Below are 15,886 nucleotides of genomic sequence, written 5' to 3' on the forward strand. Positions count from 1 at the left end.
TGTTTATGCTCCTTCTCGCATCAGCTCACGTTGCGACGAATCCCGGATTAGCAGCTCAGGCTGAAGCACTACCTGGCGCGCCGAAGTCTGTTCGGGAGCAGCCGTAAGTTTTTCCAGCAGCAGTTGCACTGCTAGCCGGCCCATTTCTTCGCAGCGCTGATCTACCGATGTCAGCTTGGGTTCGGTGAGTGAAGCGAATAGCTCGTTGCTAAAGCCGGCTAGTGCTACGTCTTGCGGAATGCGGCGGCCGTGCTGCTTGAGCACCTGCATGGCGCCAGCCAAGGCAAGGTCGTTGGCCGAAAACACGGCATCCAGTTCGGGGGCCTGAGCCAGTAATTCTTCCATCCCGGCACTGCCGTCGTGCATAGAGAGGTTGCTGTAGTGCACCAACTCGTCGCGCAGGGACAGGCCGTGGTCGCGCAAGGCATCGGTGTAGCCCCGGAAGCGGTTCTGGCAGATGCTGACGTGCTGCGGCCCGGCCAAATGCGCGATGTTGGTGCTGCCTTGCGCAAGCAAGTGGCGCACGGCTTGATAAGCGCCTTGGTAGTCATCCAGTACCACGGCATTCACATCGGGGCCTTCCAGCACGCGGTCGAAAAAGACCAGCGGCAAATTGCGGCGGCGCACTTCCTCGAAGTGGCGGAAGTCGCGGGTGCTAAGCGAAAGCGAAACCAGGATGCCGTCGACCTGGGCATTAAGCAGGGTTTCAATATTTTTTTTCTCGTGGGCTTCGTTTTCGTTTGACTGGCAGATCATTACGTTGAAGCCCGCCAGGTTGGCAATGGTCTCAATGCCTTTCAGTACCAACGCAAAGAAGTGTCCATCGATGTGGGGCACCACCACTCCGAGCGTGTTGCTGCGCCCTTTGCGCAGGGCCGCAGCCAAGTGATTGGGCTGATAGTTCAACTGGTGCGCCAACTCCCAAACCCGCTTTTTGGTAGCGTCGCTGATGGCTGGATGGTTGTTGAGCACCCGCGAAATAGTTGAAATGGAGAGGTTCAACTGTTTCGCCAGATCAGAAAGGGAAGCGCGGTGAGTGGACACGGGAAGGCAAAAGGAGGAAAGCGCCGCAAGTTCGGCGAAATCAGGCAGTACGCGGCATCTCTTTTAACCCGCTGCAGCCCGACAAGTTCAACGCAAAAGCTGCGCCGCTACAGCAAAGCAACAGACCGGGAGGCCGGAAAAAAGGCAAAGGCCGATAAGAATGAGCAAGAAGCAGAAAAACTTCGATTTGAATAGTTGTTATGCAAACGTTTGCATAAACCCCGGAGTCCGCATACATTTGGAACAACAAGTCTGGCAAACGCGCGCAGACCGTCTTTCAGTAGTTTTTACCTACCCGTTAGCGTATCTCCTTCATGGGTCGTCAACGTTACACTTTGCACCTGACGCGGAAACAGCAGACATATCTGGCTGATTTCGTCCATTCCGAAACTATCTCGCGGCAACAGCGCAACCGGGCGCAGGTGCTGCTGCACTGGTTGGCCGATTTGTCGGCTCAGGAGTCGGGCGAGCAGCTCGGGCTGAGCATTGACCGGGTGTACAGCATGCGCCGGGCGTTTTCGCAGCAAGGGTTCAAGGACTACCTGCACGATGTGCCCCGTTGCGGTGCGCCTAACAAGCTGACTCCCAAAGTGGAAAGTGCGCTGAAGAAATTGGTGCATGCTCCGGTAAAAGGCAAGCGCCTGACCTTGCCTCAGCTGGCTGAACGCCTCGTAGAATTGGGCCATGCCGAGCGCATCTGTACGCTCACAGTGCATAAGGCGCTGAAGCGAATCAAAGCGGCAGCGCAGCAGTCTGAACTGGCTGGTGGTGCGTGCGCCCTGCCGCAGTACGTAGCCGACGAGCAAGCTGCATAATTAAGTATCGGCTTAGTGCCGAACCATATAGCACCTGATCCAACACAAAAGGCCCTCTCTCGGGGGCCTTTTGTGTTGGATCAGGTGCTTGTCAACCTTACATCGCCTTCTGATTAAGGTAATTCACGGCCAGCTCGTTGAGCTTGCTGTCGGTCAGTTTCTCTTCTTCCAGCGTTTTGCGCAGCAGATCTGCAACAGCGGTGTGCCCAAGGCGCTCGGCATAATGCGCAGCTGTGCCGTAGCCGGCAATTTCGTAATGCTCGATTTTTTGGGATGCCGCAATTAGGGCCGCGTCCATTACTTCGTCGGTAGCCCGCTCCGACATGGTTTGTTGGCCTTCTTTGATGAGGCCTTCCATGGCTACGCAGGTATGGCCATCGAGGTCAGCTTCTAGCTGTTGGCTGATTTTCTCTAAGCGTTCCACTTGCTTTTCAGTCTCGTGCAAGTGCCGCTCGAAGCCGCGGCGCAACCGGCCATCTTTGGCGGCGGCAGCCATTTGCGGCAGCGCCTTCACCAGTTGCTTTTCGGCGCTGTACAGGTCTTTGAGCTGCATCAGCAGCAAATCGTCTAGGGTTTCCAGTTTATCGAACAACATAGGGCAAGGAATGGAAGGAAAACGTGCCCGCCAGCCGGGCCGCATCATGTTATTCCTTACGTGCCACTTGGCGTGGTGTTAGGGACGAGCTAGCCTCGGGGCTTGCTGCCGAACCACTGCTGACTAAACCGGCAATGTCACCACAAACTCCGTAAACTGCCCTTCCTTGCTTACGGCTTGTAGTGTGCCGCCGTGGCCCTTGGTAATGATGTCGTGGCTAAGCGAGAGGCCGAGGCCAGTACCTTCGCCCACGGGCTTGGTGGTAAAAAAGGGCTGAAAAATCTTTTGCAGGACGGCTTCGGACATCCCCACGCCATTGTCCCACACCCGAATTTCTAGTTGGTTCGCGAGTTGCTGAGTGCTGATGCGCAGCAGCGGTTCATAGCCGGCTTCGCCGGCTTGCTGGCGCTGGCGAACGGCGTGTAACGCGTTGGTGAACAGGTTCAGCAGCACGCGGCCAATGTCTTGGGGCACCACTCGCGCCTGCATCAGATCAGTTGCGAGCTGAACCTCAAGTCGGGCCTGGAAGCCTTGGTCCTGGGTCCGCAAACCCTCGTAGGCGAGCCGCAGCTGATTTTCTACCAGAGCATTGATATCAGTGGTTTCGGGCTGGCCGGTGCCGGAGCGGGAATGTTCGAGCATATCCTTGATGATAGACGATGCTCGCAGCCCGTGCTGACTGATTTCCTGCAGATTTTGCTTAAGGCCTGCAAGAATTTCGTGTTCTAAGGCAGGGCCATGATTACTACGTGGCGAACAATGATTCATGGTATCAATCATGTTCGTGCTGACTTCCGCAAAACGTTTCATGAAGTTGAGCGGATTTTGCAGCTCGTGCGCAATGCCCGCAGACACTTCGCCCACAAACGCCCATTTCTCAGCAGCCACTAGTTCATTCTGAGTTCGACGCAGCTGGGCCAACATGCGCTTATTGGACTGCAACTGCCGGTACACCACGCCTCCCAGGGCAGAGATTATTGCAATGGCTGCCAAAGCGCTTCCCAGCAGGCGGTTGCGCTGCTTAAGCCGTAAGCTTTGCAGCTCCTGGTCCTGGCGTAGCTTGGCTATTTGGGCAGTTTGTAGCTGCTCGGCCCGCTCACCTTCGTATTGGGCTATCAGCGACGCACTGTGCACCGCTCGCATGGAATCGGTCAGGTCCAGGTAAGCACGGGTGTACTGTTGTACCTGAAGTGGTTGCTGACGAGCATCGTGAAAGCGAATTAGCTCGAGTAGCAACTCTGGACGTAAGGCGTTGAGCTTGCCCGTGGTGGCTTTCGTGTACGCCCGGCGCAGGTGCTGCTCTGCACGCTGATAATTTCCCTTGTGTTTGTAATACTCAGCCCAGGTAGCGTCTATGGGAAGCACACCCGGGCGGCCCGACATCGGAAGCTTCAGGGAGTCGTTGTACTTTTGGGCGCGGCGTAAAAGCCGCCCAGCTTCTTCTACCCGCTGAAGTTTGAGCAGCACCGAGGCTTTCTGAACTAGAGCGTAGGTGGTGTATGCTTCTTTGTTTAGAGGCTCGCGGCGCGATGCAACCAAGGCCGAGTCGGCGTAGCGCAGGGCGTTGGGGTAGTCTCCCAAGTAGCCATACACCCGTGCGAGGGAGCGAAGCCCGAACAACCGCTGCAAGCCTCCAACGGGGAAGCTATCCGTCATGGCCATGCTCTGCTTGAGGTAGTGCAGCGCTTTTTGGGGGTTGCCCCAGTCGGCATAGGCAACGCCCGCCACCATTATTTCATTGATGTAGAGCGTGTAATCAAATTGTTTGAATAAGTCGGCAGCCCGCAGATAGTAGCTGATGGTCTGGTTGAAGTCGCCGCGGTGGCGGTGCGAGCCGGCCAGCACCAGGTAGCAGGCCGCTTCGTTCTGGTAAGGCCCATGCAGACGGTAATAGGCCAACTTATCCTGAAAGTAGGCAAGTCTGGCAGTGGATTGCCCGAGCTTGTTGTACAGGGGCGCCAAATCAATCAGCAGGCGATGGATAGGTCGCTTGGTTTTATCAAATAGGGTAATGGCCCGCTTTAGAGCGGCCAGCGCCTCAGCCTCGTTGCCTGGTTTGAGCCATAGCCGAATGCCAGTTTGCAATTCCCGGTAGGGGCGGTCATCGACCTTCTTCAACTGGCTGTTTAGGATCAATAACTCATTGACCACCGGCAGTGCCCGTTGGCGCTCAGAGGGCTCAGAAAGTTCCACCACATCCAGCATGTGCACCAAGGTGCGGAAGCGAGCAGTATCCCACTGCTGCTGTGCTAGTGTGTGGCTTAAGGAAGTAAAGCTAACGTTCCAGTAACCTTGCGCAGCCAGCGAGGAGACGCTGAGCAGCAAGACTAATGCGACCAGAACAACATGACCAATATAAACGCGCAAGCGGTTGCAGGTAGGGGTGGTGGCAGCAGGCAGTTAATTCTGCTACAAAGGAACAGGTAAGCGAAAAGCCTGAAGCAGACTTATGAGAGGCGGATCATGAGAAAATGCGGTGTGTCACTGCGCCGCGATGAGTATTTCTTAAGGTAAAAATATCTTAAAGGTGCCGAGGTGAAAATCAAAGTAGTAACAAAATACGGTCTGAACCAAGCAATAATTATATTCTCAACATGCCTTACCAGACGCTCATTCTTCTTTGGCCTGACGCCAGATAAAGCCTTTGAGTACATAGCACCTGTACCTGTGCGGCAAATTCTGTTGCCTTAGCGTCGGGTCAACTCGGCCGCCTTCCGGCAAACCTGCGCTTCATTTTTGAGCTGGCCCTGCTTGATCAGGGTTTGTATCTGCCGAAAGCGAGGCTTGTCTAGTAAGCCCAAAGCGTACAAATCGGCGGCAGTACGGGTGCGCGTCTTGCCCATTATGCTGCGCGTTTCGCTTATCCAGTGCCGCAAGGAATCTTGGGAAAGAGGCGGGTAGATGGTCCAGCCATCAACGGCAGCAGAATCTTCGGCCTTTACCGCTTCTTCTAGCCGCAGGCGCGGCGGCAGTTGTTGGAGGTACCAGCGGTACGCAGCTGAAGAGTCGCCGCCGAAGCGGCGGAGATGCTGTTGAAACCGCGTTTGGGCCGCTTGTACCTCGGGGCGATTCGCATTGGCGTCGCCTATTGCCAGCACGGCCAGATCGGATTCGAAGTCCTCGGTGCGGTACCGAAATTCCTCCTGAAAGGCTTCGGCGCAAAAGGCCAACACGAAGCGGGCATTGGCTTGCTTGTGTGTCGTGGGGCCTTGGCGAAACGGTCCGTTTTCAAACGTCAGCAACTCGTTTTTCTGCAGGCGGCGCAGCAGTTCATCGCGCCCAGCGGCCGTAAGCAACTGCTTTTCGTAGAGCTTTCCTGCTATTTCGGTAGGGGAAGCTGCTGCGGATTGGTGCTTCCAAAGCCAACTGCCGGCCGCAACGAAGACAATAAGCAAGCTGAAAATAGTGAGGAACCTGGCCACTGGATCCGGTACGGAAGATGTGATGCGGCAAAGTAAAGCACGACAGCTGCTCGTCAACTAATCAGCTTGTACCCGATGCCCCGCACGTTCACAATCTGCACCTGCGGGTCGTCGCGGAGGTAGCGGCGCAGGCGGGTGATGAATACGTCGAGCGAGCGGCCGTTGAAGAAGTTGTCGTCGCCCCACAGCTCCTGCAGCACGGCGCTGCGTTCCAGCACTTGGTTGCGCTGGTCGTGCAGGCGCTTGAGCAGTTCGGCTTCGCGGTGGGTCAGTTCTTCTTCGTGGCCGTTCAGGTAGAGGCGCTGCTTGGGATGGTCGAACTGGTAGCGGCCGATGCTAAGCACGCTCGGGGCCGCAGCGGGCGTCGGCGCGGCTTGCCCGCTGCGGGCCTTAATGCGCACAATCAGTTCGTCCATGCTGAAAGGCTTCTTGAGGTAGTCACTGCCGCCCAACTCAAAGCCGCGCACTACATCGGCGGGCTGGCTGCGGGCCGTGAGAAAGATGATGGGTACCGTGCGGTTTTCGCGCCGGATGTGTGCGGCCAGCGTAAAGCCGTCCATCTTGGGCATCATCACATCGGCCACCACAATGTCAGGACAATCCTGGCGAAACAGTTGCAGGCCTTCCTCGCCATCGGCAGCATACTGCACCGTAAACCCGCGCACTTCCAGGCTGTCTTTCACGATCATACCGAGCGCGGCTTCGTCTTCGATGAGTAGTACTGAGGGCATGTGTTGGGAGGGTTAGAAGAGAAGTAAGTAGCTAGCCCTAGCTTTCCTAGATTCTATATCCTATCTGCTAGCCAGGGAGCCACAGGCTGAACTCGCTGCCACGGCCTGTTTCGCTGCGCACGGCGATGGTGCCGCCGTGGCGCTCTATTACCTGGCGCACATAGTAAAGACCAAGGCCAAAGCCCTTTACAGGATGCAGGTTGCCGGTAGGCACGCGGAAGAACCGGTCGAATATGGCTTCCTGGTAACTTTTAGGAATACCAATACCATCGTCCTGCACGGTGAGGCGCCAGCCGGAGGCCTCGTAATGGCCACGGATAGCAATGGTAACCTGCTCCCGCGAATACTTGATGGCGTTGTCGATGAGGTTGTTGATGACGTTGCCTACGTGCAGCGGGTCCGCGCGCACGGCGTCGGTGGGCTCGATATGGACCTGAAAGTGCACAGGCTTCGAGGCCTTGAGCTGATGGCGCATTACCAGCTCATTTACCAGCTCGGCGGGATGCACGAGCTCTGGATTGATGGTGAGCGTATGGCGCTCCTCCACGGCAATGTTGAGTACCTTTTCAACCAAGTCCGACAGCCGCTGCAACTCATTGCGCGAAATATTTAGGTACGTCTGGGCTTTCTGCGGATCGTTAAGCGCGCCGAAATGCTGCATGGCTTCCACGGCGGCCGATACGGTGGCCAGCGGCGTCTTCAGCTCGTGAGTCATGTTGTTGATGAAGTCGTTCTTCACCTCTGAAAGCTTTTTTTGCTTCAGGATGGTGGAAAGCATCAGCACAAAACAGCCCGTAGTAAGTCCCAGCAGGAGCACCGAGCCACCGAGCAGGCCACCCATCTGGCGCAGAATGTAGAACGTGGGCGTAGGGAACGTGGCCTGCACATATTGGTAGGTGAGCGGATTGAGCGGTACTGGCGGGGTGCGGAAGCCGTCGGCGGGTGGGGGCGGAGCCGAAGCGCGGGCCACGGCGCGGCTGATGGGGGGGCGCTCAGCCACCGGAATGTGCAGGGTGTCGAGCGTAAAAGCGGTAGGCATGCCGCGCAGCTCGAGCTCCGCGTTAAACGCTTTGGTGAGCAAGGACATATCGACGCGCCGGCCATTTTGCCAATTGTCGATTAGCAGATTGGAAAGCCGGCGGGCGAGGGTATCAGCGGCACGCCGGGGGGCACCCGTCAGCACGTCGCGCTGCAGCAACAGGCGCCGCGGTCTGGGCTGCCGGATGGCCGAATCGGTAGAGTTATGACTTCGTACCACCACGCGGTCGAGGGAGGCACCGTCGCCGGAGTAGTTCTGGAAGATGACCACGTTGCCGGCTGTGCCCGAGCGCACCAACTGGCGCGCCGCGGCCAGTTGGTACTGCTGCACCACTGCCAGCAGCGCCTCGCGAGCTGAGCGCTGAAACTGCGTGGTGGTAAGCTGGTACGTGTTGTAGAGCCAGTACGCCTGAAAGCCGTTGATGCCCAGAATGCACAACGCCATCAGCCAGAAGATCGAGCGGATGCGACGTTTCATGGGGCAGGGGTGGGAGGGAAATGACCTGACGAAAATACGCTGTTCTCAGGGGCTTCCTGGTGCCGTTAACAGTCTTTAACACTATATAACAGTGCTTCACACGGAAGATGCGGTGCTTTGGAACGTCAATTAACCCAACGCAGCATCGCCCTATGAAACGCTTTTTCCTTTTCCTACTAGCCAGCGCGGGCCTGCTGGCCTCCGCCTCCGCCCAAACGGCAGCCGCCTCGGGCCGCATTCAGTACGAGGGTACCACCCGCATCGACATGAGCCAGGTGCGCATCGTGGTGAACGGGCAGCAGATCAAGCCGGGCAGCCCGGACTTTCCCACCGACATTCCCGACACGCGCTCCTTCGGCATGACCTTGAGCTTTGCGGGCGGCTACGCCAAAGAAGAGCGCGAAAGTGGGGCGGTGATGCGCGTGGTGGAAGGCCCCGGCCAAGCACCCCAAACCACCAACCTGGGCCGGCCTTTTGAAGAAGTCGTGTACCTGAACCTGAACGAGCGAGCTTACACCACGCTGCTGACGGTGAAGAAAGACGACAAAGCCACCCAATACCGTACAAACGCGCCCATCGAGAAAACCAGCGGCTGGCAGCAGACGGATCAGACCAAGAAAATAGCCGGCTATACATGCCGCAAAGCCACGGTGCCCTACATGAAAGCTACCTACACGGTGTGGTATACCACTGACTTGCCCTTTACCTATTCGCCCCTGCGCGAGTTGACGCCCGAGAAAGGCGTGGTACTGGCCGTGGAAGGTCCTGATCAGCAATACCGCGCCAGCAAAGTGGACCTGAAGCCCGTGCCCCCGGCCGACGTGCGCCCCAACGAGCAAGCCCAGGTGGTGACGCCCGAGGAAATGAAGGACCTGCGCGACAAAGCCATGGCCGACTTCCGCCAGCGCCGCATGGAGAACCTGCGCGGCTTCAATTAAGCAGTCGTCACCGACCATTTCGTCTCCCGTCTTTGCTCCGCGCCTACGGCGGCTCCGGCTAGCTACTCATGCGCGCCTGGCTAGGGTGGCAGAGGCCGAAACCTGAGTGAATTTCGGCTTCCCCGGAGCAAAGACAGGAGGAAACGCGTGCCCACCTTCAAGCCCAACGCTATGCGCTACATTCTACTGTTTTTCATCGGCTGGCTGTGCTGCGACCCTCTGGCCCGGGCGCAGCAGGCGGGCTTGGCCAGCGGCCAAGTGCGCGGCGCCGTAGCCGATTCGGTTTCCGGTAAAGTGTTGCGCGAGGCCTCGGTGTCGCTGCTCACGGCCAAGGATTCGTCTTACGTCACCTTTACCATCACCAACGGCGACGGCCAATTCACCCTGCGTAGCGTGGCGCCTGGGCGTTACTACTTGCTGATTAGCTTCTTGGGTTACAAAAGCAAGCTGCACCCCATCAGCCTCACGGCTGCCAATCCCAGCCTGGAGCTGGGTACCTTGCGCCTGCGGGCTATTTCGCAAGCTTTGGGCGAAGTAGTGGTGGAGCACGAGCGGGCCCCGGTGAGTCTCAACGGCGACACGCTGGCCTTCAGTGCTCGGGCTTTCAAAACGCAGCCCAACGCCGCCGTGGAGGCGTTGCTCAAGAAGCTGCCCGGCGTGGAAGTCGACCGCGACGGCACCATTCGGGCGCAGGGTCAGCAGGTCAGCCGCGTGCTGGTGGATGGCAAGCCGTTCTTCGGCGACGACCCCAAAATGGCCACGCGCAACCTGCCGGCTAACATCATCGACCAAGTGCAGCTCTACGACCAGCGCAGCGACCAGGCCGCGTTTTCGGGTATCGACGACGGCTCGCAGCAGAAAACCATCAACCTCGTCACGAAGCGCGACAAGCGCAAAGGTTACTTCGGAACCGAAGCCGTGGGCGTGGGCACCGATGGCCGCTACCGCGGACAACTAGGACTGAACCGCTTCAACAACGGCCGGCAGCTATCGGCCATCGGACAGGCCAACAACATCAACGAGCTGGGCTTCTCCAACAACGGCGGCCCCGCTACCGGCGACGTGCGCAACGGCCCCGGCGCCGGCAGTGCGGGCGATGTGCCCGGTGGGTTCGGCGGGGTAAGCGGGCCCGGCGGAGGGATGATGATGCAAGGCGGCGGGCGCGGCGGCAATGGCAACCGGGCCGGGGGCGGCGGGCTGAACAACCAGCCCAGCAGCATCACCGAATCCGTAGCCGGCGGCCTAAACTACCGCGACGCCTGGGGCAAGCGCGCCGAGGTGGCCACGAGCTACTTTCTGAGCCGTACCACCGTGCGCACGGACCAGCAGAGCCGCCGCGAAAACGTGGCCGGCATCAGCACGCCCACCGGTGAAAATGGACCGGCTTTGCTGACGGATCAGGACCTGATGGCGCGCAACCGCACGCTCAGTCACCGCTTCAGCTTCCGCCTCGATTACAAACTGGATTCGCTCACCTCGCTGCGCTTTACGCCCAGTCTGTGGTGGCAGCAAACCGATGTGCTGCGCCGCAACGGCCAGCAAACCTCGCTGGGCGAGCGGCTCCTGAACGAAAGCCAGAGCCGCTACGATGCCACGGCCGACAACCTCTGGGGCGGCGGCAGCCTGCTGCTGATGCGCCGCTTTAATAAGCCCAGTCGTACCCTCTCAGTGAACCTGAACACGGTGTTGAACAATCAGGACGGTGACGCCATCAACCAAGCCATAAATACCTTTTACAACCCCGACGGTACCTTCCGCAACAGCGTGCTGGACCAGCGCATCGGGCAGAATTATCCGGCGCGTACGCAGGCCCTGAACGTATCGTACACCGAGCCGCTGACCTTGCAAAGCAAGCTGGAACTGCGCTATAACGTATCGGACACGCGCAGCCAGGCCGAGCGCCAGGTAAGCGACTTCAACGAAGCCACCGGTGGTTATGACCTGTTGAATTCGGCCTTGAGTAACCGATTTACCAGCAGCTTCACTGCCAACCGCGCCGGTCTCACTTACCAGATGCGCCGCTTGCGCTACAGCTACGGCCTCGGCCTGGATGCCCAGCAAGCCGACCTGCGCGTCGACAACCAGAGCCTGGACCAAGGCCTCACGCGCCGCTACCAGACGTTGCTGCCCAATGCCCTGTTCAGCTACACCGGCAGCCGTGGCCGCACGCTGCGCCTGAATTACCGCACCCGCCTGCAGGCGCCCACTGCCGCCCAGCTGCAGCCCGTAGCCGAAAATACCAATCCGCTGAATATCCGCCTCGGCAATCCGGCTTTGCAGCCCGAATACTACCACACCCTTACTGCTACTTACAACCAGTTCAACGCCGCCAACAACCGCAGCGTGTTCGGCCTGCTCAGCGGCAATCAGGTGCAGGACCGCATCGTGTCGGCCACCCGTTTCGATGCCAACGGTGTGCAAACGACCAGCCCCGTAAACGCCGACGGCTTTTACGGCCTGAATGGTTTTCTGTCGTTGGGACAGCGGCTGAGCTGGCACAAGCTGAATGTTAACCTGACCACCAACGGTAATTATACCCGTGGCCTGAGCTTCGTAAACGATCAGGCGAACGAGGCCCGCAACTGGAGCCTGGGCCAAGGCTTGAGCGTAAACTCAGCTTACAACGACCAGTTGGAAGTAGGCGTGTCGGCCAACGTGACGTATCAGCAGGCACGCTACTCCTTGCTGCAGCAGCAAAATACCTCCTTTTGGAGCCAGACGCTGGAAGCCGATGTGCATTATCAGCTTCCCGGCCGCTGGGTGGTTACTTCTGACTTCTGGCTGACCAACTACGCCGGCCGTTCAGCCGGCTTCAATCAGCAAGTGGCCTTGTGGAATGCAGGCGTGGCGCGGCAGTTTTTCGCCAACAAGCAAGGCGAGCTGAAGCTGCAAGTGTTTGACCTGCTGAAGCAAAACCGCAGCGTGGTGCGCAACATCACCGATACCTACCTCGAAGATGTGCGCAGCCGCGTGCTCACGCGCTACTTCATGCTGAGCTTCACTTACAACTTGCGGCAGTTTGGGAAGTAACATGTAGCGCTGCGGGTACGGGCTTTTAAGCAATGGGCCGGTGTACAGCACCCGATGTGAGCAGCTGAGGAATGGACTTACATTCTCTGTTTGGTCGAATCCAATACTGCTGGCAGCTTGGACTGTGGTTTTTGACTGCTGAATTTTGTGGTCGTTCAACCACGCATAACCTTTCCTCGACTCAGGAGCATAAAGGCCTCAGCTATAATTGAAATCAGATAACAGAGGCGTTTTTAGCTCAGAAATTGAACATAGCAGATACTACTTGATGTTGGGCCCTCCAACTATGGCTGACAGGTCGCCACGGGCATTAGTGGCCCAACGCACGGCCTGCCGCAGCGTAAAGGGTTGCGCTGTTGTTGCCTTCCGCCCATATTCCCACGCTCAGATGAAACAGTCCCGCCTTTTGATATTCGCCGCTGCCAGCTTGCTCCTAGGGGCGTGCACGCGCACCGACCAAGTTCGTTCTTCGCCCAGCCGCCCCAGCGCCGATACCGTGAGCGTAGCAGCCATGGAGGCCGCTGATGCCAGGACTGGTCCGGCTACGACTTCGCCCGAGGTGGTGGCCAGCACTGTCAACGTGAAGGCTGCTGAAGCATCAGTGCAGCTTACGTCGGCGCTGAATAGCAACGCACTGCGCATCAAATCGTTGGCTGCTACCGGTAATTCCGATCATGACTACGCCTACCTGATGGTAGGCCACCACCGCGGGGCCGTGGAGTTGGCTCAGGTACAGCTGCGCGACGGTGCCGACCCCATGCTGCGGCGTATGGCCAAAAAGATAGTGGCGGAGCGCCCGCGCGACATTCGCCGCTTCGAGTCCACCGCCACCCGCCTCGCCAATGCCACTTCGGATTACACCCCGCGCAACGTAAACGACCCTTATCAGGCCCGTATCACCGGTGCCCAGCGCCTGCTAAGCCAGCCGATGATGTCGGCCGAAGACGTGGATGTGGACTTTGCCCGCATGCTCAAAATTCACCATCAAGCCAGTGTGGCCTTAGCGAAGGCCGTGCTGGCACAGGGAAAAGATGCTGAGGTAAAAAAAATGGCTCAGCAGACCGTGCAGGAGCAAACCAAAGAAATAGCCGAGTTGGAGAAATGGCTGCAGCAAAAAGGCCGCTAACGCGGTCTGCGGCATAGCAACTGGCCAAGGAAGCCGAGCTCGACATGAACTCAGGCCCGCGGTCCGCGTAGTGCTTCGCAGCCACGCCACGACCAAGCTCCCTTAACCCTGTCCCCATGAAACGCTCAATCCTGCTCATGGCCGTGTTGCTCACTGCTGTGCTCGGCGCTTGCAACAACAGCAACCAAACTGAAGCCGGCAACAGCGGCGCGGCTGGCAACAATGCCTCCACAACTGCCACCGACTCCACTTCGGCCGACGGTCCTGCCGATGAATCCGGCATTACGGACAAGCCCACCGGGATAGACCCCGAAGGCTAAGCTGCTTCCTAAAGCGGTGCCCATCAGGGTCCAACCTGATTTAACAAACCGGCCGCCCACCAATGCTCTAAGCTGGAGCATTGGTGGGCGGCCGGTTTGTTGCGGGCGCGTATTGGTATCAATCAATCCTGAGTCGGCAGCACCAGCACCGGCACTGCACAATCGCGGAGCACGTGCGCTGTCACGCTACGGTGAAACAGGCCGCCTAGGAAGCTGTGGGGCCGTGCTAACGTCACCACCACTTGGGCTTCCAAATCAGCCGCCGCTTGCACGATGCCCTCGGCTACGTCTGTGTGGCGCATTTCGTACAGCGCCGTATCGGGCACTTCGGCAAAAAGACCGGAGTGGCGCACCGAGCGCAGCGCCACCTGCGCTGGCGCAATGCTCAGGTCATTGGGTTCGGCCACATGCACCACCGTGGGCATAATATGCAGGCCTTCGAACAGTATGCCCGTAGCGGCTGATGCTTCCGTCAGCTGGAAGGGCTGGCCATCCGCGGCTACCACTACGCGGGTAGGTGGCCCCGCGCTCGGTAGGCGTTCGGGCACTACCAGCAGGGGGTAGCGCAGGGCCTGTAGCGTGGGCAGGGCTAGGTTGCTGAAATAACGTTCCAGAAAGTTGGTGGTATGCTCCCGGCCCGCTACCAGCAGCAGTGGGTGGTGGCGCTTGATCGTTTCGGCTATCGAGGCAGGAATAGCATCGGACGACACTTCCACTTCGGCCGGTACCGGCAGGCCGGCTGCCACGGTATGCAGGTTTTTACTGGCCTCTTGCTGCCCGTTGTAATATGCTTCCACGGGCACACTCACCAAGGTTGCCTCCGGCATCAGCATCGGGTCTTGATACAGATGCAACAGCACAATGCGAGCCGACAACGACCCAGCCAGACTAGTGGCATAATGCAGCGCCGTATCGGCCGCCGGCGAGAAATCCATCAGTACGACAATGGAGGGTGTCATAGGAGTAGGAGGTAGGTGATGGAAGGCAAAAGTGCGCGCGCAGAGGGTTCTGCCTGCGCCCGAGCAGGATGATGGTTGAGCCCTGAAGCCGCATGCAATGCAAAGTGCGAGCAGGAGGGAAGCCGTGCTTTCCCAAGCGGCCGCATGGCCTAAGCACGGCTAAGAATAAATTTTTGGCCGATTCAGTGGAGGAGAACCCAGAGGACAAAAGCTGCCTTATGCAGCAGCACTATGCTGTCGGGCGGCGCCTTGGTGTTGCAACGCCTGGTGTTGAAGCATGATGGCCACGCTCATCGCCTTGGCTTTGGCCTCCTGGGCCAGTCCGCGCGGCAGGTGCTCATCAATGGCTACACGCAGCAGGCTCTGCCACCGCTCAAATACTTCCAGTAAGTGCGGCAGCAGTTGCAGCCGCGGAAAAGGACGACCCTCGTAGCGTGCTCCTTGTAGTACACTAGTCCAGAAGGCATACTCTGTAGGGTTGCGCTCATGTGTGAATTGTCCCGCTGTTCCGATGGGCACAAAAAGAGTGCGAAGGACCGGGTCGGCGCTGATTTGCTGATGAAAGGCGTTGGCGAAAGCCCGCAGGGAAGTGGCGTTGTCGCGAGCCGCAAGCGAAGCAACTGGCATACTTGATTGGGGTTTGGTGACACAACAAAAGCCAATCAGCGGAGCCCAAATGGGATACCCTAAACCCGCGGCGGAATCGGGCGGCTCCTCGCGGCGCCCGGTGTGGGCGCCACCCAGGTGCGGTGACACCCGGAGAGCAGGCAACAAACCAAGTCGGTTGCCTGCCATTGACGAAGCAAAGATGTAAACGCAGCCTGCAGCCAATACTGCCGTACATCATCTGCAAACCTAATATATATCATTTTATTGGTAATGCATTACATCGAACTCGTGCCATCGCATTCCCCGCTCTAAATTCAGACTGGGTCACAGGGGTAGCATTGAAGCTTACCGCAGTCTAAGTTGAACATGCCGGATCAGTTTTCAAACCAGTACTAAGCTGGAACCTGGACAGTACCAGTAGATTGGAATAGGCTGGGGCCACTGCTTCTTAAGGCAGGAAAGAAAAAAGCTTAAAACCGCTGACTATCAGTCGATAAATAATATTATATTATAGAAGTTTTTCACTTAAACCAATCTTGGCCATGCAAACGAACATTGGAAACCACGACCGGATGATTCGAGTAATTTTAGGATTACTGCTGGTCGTTTTGGCCATCTCGCCTACCGGTGCCAGCTTGCCGTTGGTAACACTGATGCTTCTTTTTGCCGCCCTTCTCCTGCTTACGGGAGGTTCTGGCTATTGCCTCATCTACGGCATTCTGGACATCAGCACCGATGGCCGTCAAGAGGAATTCTCTTGAAGCGGAGCCCAATTCTTTGG

At 58.1% G+C, this 15,886-nt stretch carries 14 protein-coding genes; 6 read left to right on the forward strand and 8 right to left on the reverse strand.

The annotated features are described in order from the left end of the window. Positions 1–3 precede the first annotated feature (3 nt). Positions 4–1,044, reverse strand: coding sequence for a LacI family DNA-binding transcriptional regulator (locus tag AC5FXY_RS20860; protein WP_493558660.1), 1,041 nt, complete (start codon positions 1,042–1,044; stop codon positions 4–6). 314 nt (positions 1,045–1,358) lie between these two features. On the opposite strand from AC5FXY_RS20860, the gene AC5FXY_RS20865 reads away from it, so the two are divergent. Next, complete coding sequence (locus AC5FXY_RS20865; RefSeq protein ID WP_493558661.1) at positions 1,359–1,859, forward strand: helix-turn-helix domain-containing protein; 501 nt, start codon at positions 1,359–1,361, stop codon at positions 1,857–1,859. A 97-nt stretch (positions 1,860–1,956) separates the two neighbouring features. Here the strand turns inward: AC5FXY_RS20865 and AC5FXY_RS20870 are convergent, their stop codons facing one another. The 5 genes from AC5FXY_RS20870 to AC5FXY_RS20890 form a co-directional block, all read right to left on the reverse strand. Beyond that, a complete protein-coding gene (locus AC5FXY_RS20870) occupies positions 1,957–2,454 on the reverse strand; it encodes a YciE/YciF ferroxidase family protein (protein WP_493558662.1) in 498 nt (165 codons plus the stop codon). Positions 2,455–2,577: 123 nt separating this feature from the next. Further along, complete coding sequence (locus tag AC5FXY_RS20875; protein WP_493558663.1) at positions 2,578–4,779, reverse strand: tetratricopeptide repeat-containing sensor histidine kinase; 2,202 nt, start codon at positions 4,777–4,779, stop codon at positions 2,578–2,580. A gap of 362 nt (positions 4,780–5,141) precedes the next feature. After that, the gene (locus AC5FXY_RS20880) at positions 5,142–5,876 is read right to left on the reverse strand and encodes a hypothetical protein (protein ID WP_493558664.1); all 735 of its coding nucleotides are present in this window, start codon (positions 5,874–5,876) and stop codon (positions 5,142–5,144) included. Between the two features lie 53 nt (positions 5,877–5,929). Beyond that, positions 5,930–6,607, reverse strand: a complete 678-nt coding sequence (locus AC5FXY_RS20885; RefSeq protein ID WP_493558665.1) for a response regulator transcription factor — start codon at positions 6,605–6,607, stop codon at positions 5,930–5,932. 67 nt (positions 6,608–6,674) lie between these two features. Beyond that, a complete protein-coding gene (locus AC5FXY_RS20890) occupies positions 6,675–8,123 on the reverse strand; it encodes a sensor histidine kinase (RefSeq protein WP_493558666.1) in 1,449 nt (482 codons plus the stop codon). A 152-nt stretch (positions 8,124–8,275) separates the two neighbouring features. Here AC5FXY_RS20890 and AC5FXY_RS20895 point away from each other — a divergent pair, with 152 nt between their 5' ends. The 4 genes from AC5FXY_RS20895 to AC5FXY_RS20910 all read left to right on the forward strand — a co-directional run bounded on the left by AC5FXY_RS20895 (position 8,276) and on the right by AC5FXY_RS20910 (position 13,537). Then, the gene (locus AC5FXY_RS20895) at positions 8,276–9,061 is read left to right on the forward strand and encodes a GLPGLI family protein (RefSeq protein WP_493558667.1); all 786 of its coding nucleotides are present in this window, start codon (positions 8,276–8,278) and stop codon (positions 9,059–9,061) included. Between the two features lie 171 nt (positions 9,062–9,232). After that, positions 9,233–12,091, forward strand: coding sequence for an outer membrane beta-barrel protein (locus AC5FXY_RS20900; RefSeq protein WP_493558668.1), 2,859 nt, complete (start codon positions 9,233–9,235; stop codon positions 12,089–12,091). A 388-nt stretch (positions 12,092–12,479) separates the two neighbouring features. Further along, positions 12,480–13,217 (forward strand): DUF305 domain-containing protein, encoded by a 738-nt coding sequence (locus AC5FXY_RS20905; RefSeq protein ID WP_493558669.1) that lies wholly within the window; start codon positions 12,480–12,482, stop codon positions 13,215–13,217. A gap of 116 nt (positions 13,218–13,333) precedes the next feature. Next, entirely contained in the window at positions 13,334–13,537 is a 204-nt protein-coding gene (locus AC5FXY_RS20910) for a hypothetical protein (RefSeq protein ID WP_493558670.1), read from the forward strand. Positions 13,538–13,659: 122 nt separating this feature from the next. Here AC5FXY_RS20910 and AC5FXY_RS20915 read toward each other — a convergent pair whose 3' ends face one another. Together AC5FXY_RS20915 and AC5FXY_RS20920 are read right to left on the reverse strand one after the other, a co-directional pair. Beyond that, positions 13,660–14,496 (reverse strand): universal stress protein, encoded by an 837-nt coding sequence (locus AC5FXY_RS20915; protein ID WP_493558671.1) that lies wholly within the window; start codon positions 14,494–14,496, stop codon positions 13,660–13,662. Positions 14,497–14,712: 216 nt separating this feature from the next. Further along, on the reverse strand, positions 14,713–15,123 hold the full coding sequence (locus AC5FXY_RS20920; protein ID WP_493558672.1) for a globin family protein: 411 nt from the start codon (positions 15,121–15,123) through the stop codon (positions 14,713–14,715). Between the two features lie 524 nt (positions 15,124–15,647). Here AC5FXY_RS20920 and AC5FXY_RS20925 point away from each other — a divergent pair. After that, entirely contained in the window at positions 15,648–15,866 is a 219-nt protein-coding gene (locus AC5FXY_RS20925) for a YgaP-like transmembrane domain (RefSeq protein WP_493558673.1), read from the forward strand. The last annotated feature ends 20 nt before the right edge of the window (positions 15,867–15,886 follow it).

The sequence above is a fragment of the Hymenobacter sp. FMD4 genome, assembly GCF_058932745.1.

What these genes read in the sequence shown, in the direction of transcription:
- AC5FXY_RS20865 (WP_493558661.1), top strand. Translation starts at nt 1,359, where the DNA reads ATGGGTCGTCAACGTTACACTTTGCACCTGACGCGGAAACAGCAGACA.
- AC5FXY_RS20870 (WP_493558662.1), bottom strand. Translation starts at nt 2,454, where the DNA reads ATGTTGTTCGATAAACTGGAAACCCTAGACGATTTGCTGCTGATGCAG.
- AC5FXY_RS20885 (WP_493558665.1), bottom strand. Translation starts at nt 6,607, where the DNA reads ATGCCCTCAGTACTACTCATCGAAGACGAAGCCGCGCTCGGTATGATC.
- AC5FXY_RS20890 (WP_493558666.1), bottom strand. Translation starts at nt 8,123, where the DNA reads ATGAAACGTCGCATCCGCTCGATCTTCTGGCTGATGGCGTTGTGCATT.
- AC5FXY_RS20895 (WP_493558667.1), top strand. Translation starts at nt 8,276, where the DNA reads ATGAAACGCTTTTTCCTTTTCCTACTAGCCAGCGCGGGCCTGCTGGCC.
- AC5FXY_RS20900 (WP_493558668.1), top strand. Translation starts at nt 9,233, where the DNA reads ATGCGCTACATTCTACTGTTTTTCATCGGCTGGCTGTGCTGCGACCCT.
- AC5FXY_RS20905 (WP_493558669.1), top strand. Translation starts at nt 12,480, where the DNA reads ATGAAACAGTCCCGCCTTTTGATATTCGCCGCTGCCAGCTTGCTCCTA.
- AC5FXY_RS20910 (WP_493558670.1), top strand. Translation starts at nt 13,334, where the DNA reads ATGAAACGCTCAATCCTGCTCATGGCCGTGTTGCTCACTGCTGTGCTC.
- AC5FXY_RS20915 (WP_493558671.1), bottom strand. Translation starts at nt 14,496, where the DNA reads ATGACACCCTCCATTGTCGTACTGATGGATTTCTCGCCGGCGGCCGAT.
- AC5FXY_RS20920 (WP_493558672.1), bottom strand. Translation starts at nt 15,123, where the DNA reads ATGCCAGTTGCTTCGCTTGCGGCTCGCGACAACGCCACTTCCCTGCGG.
- AC5FXY_RS20925 (WP_493558673.1), top strand. Translation starts at nt 15,648, where the DNA reads ATGCAAACGAACATTGGAAACCACGACCGGATGATTCGAGTAATTTTA.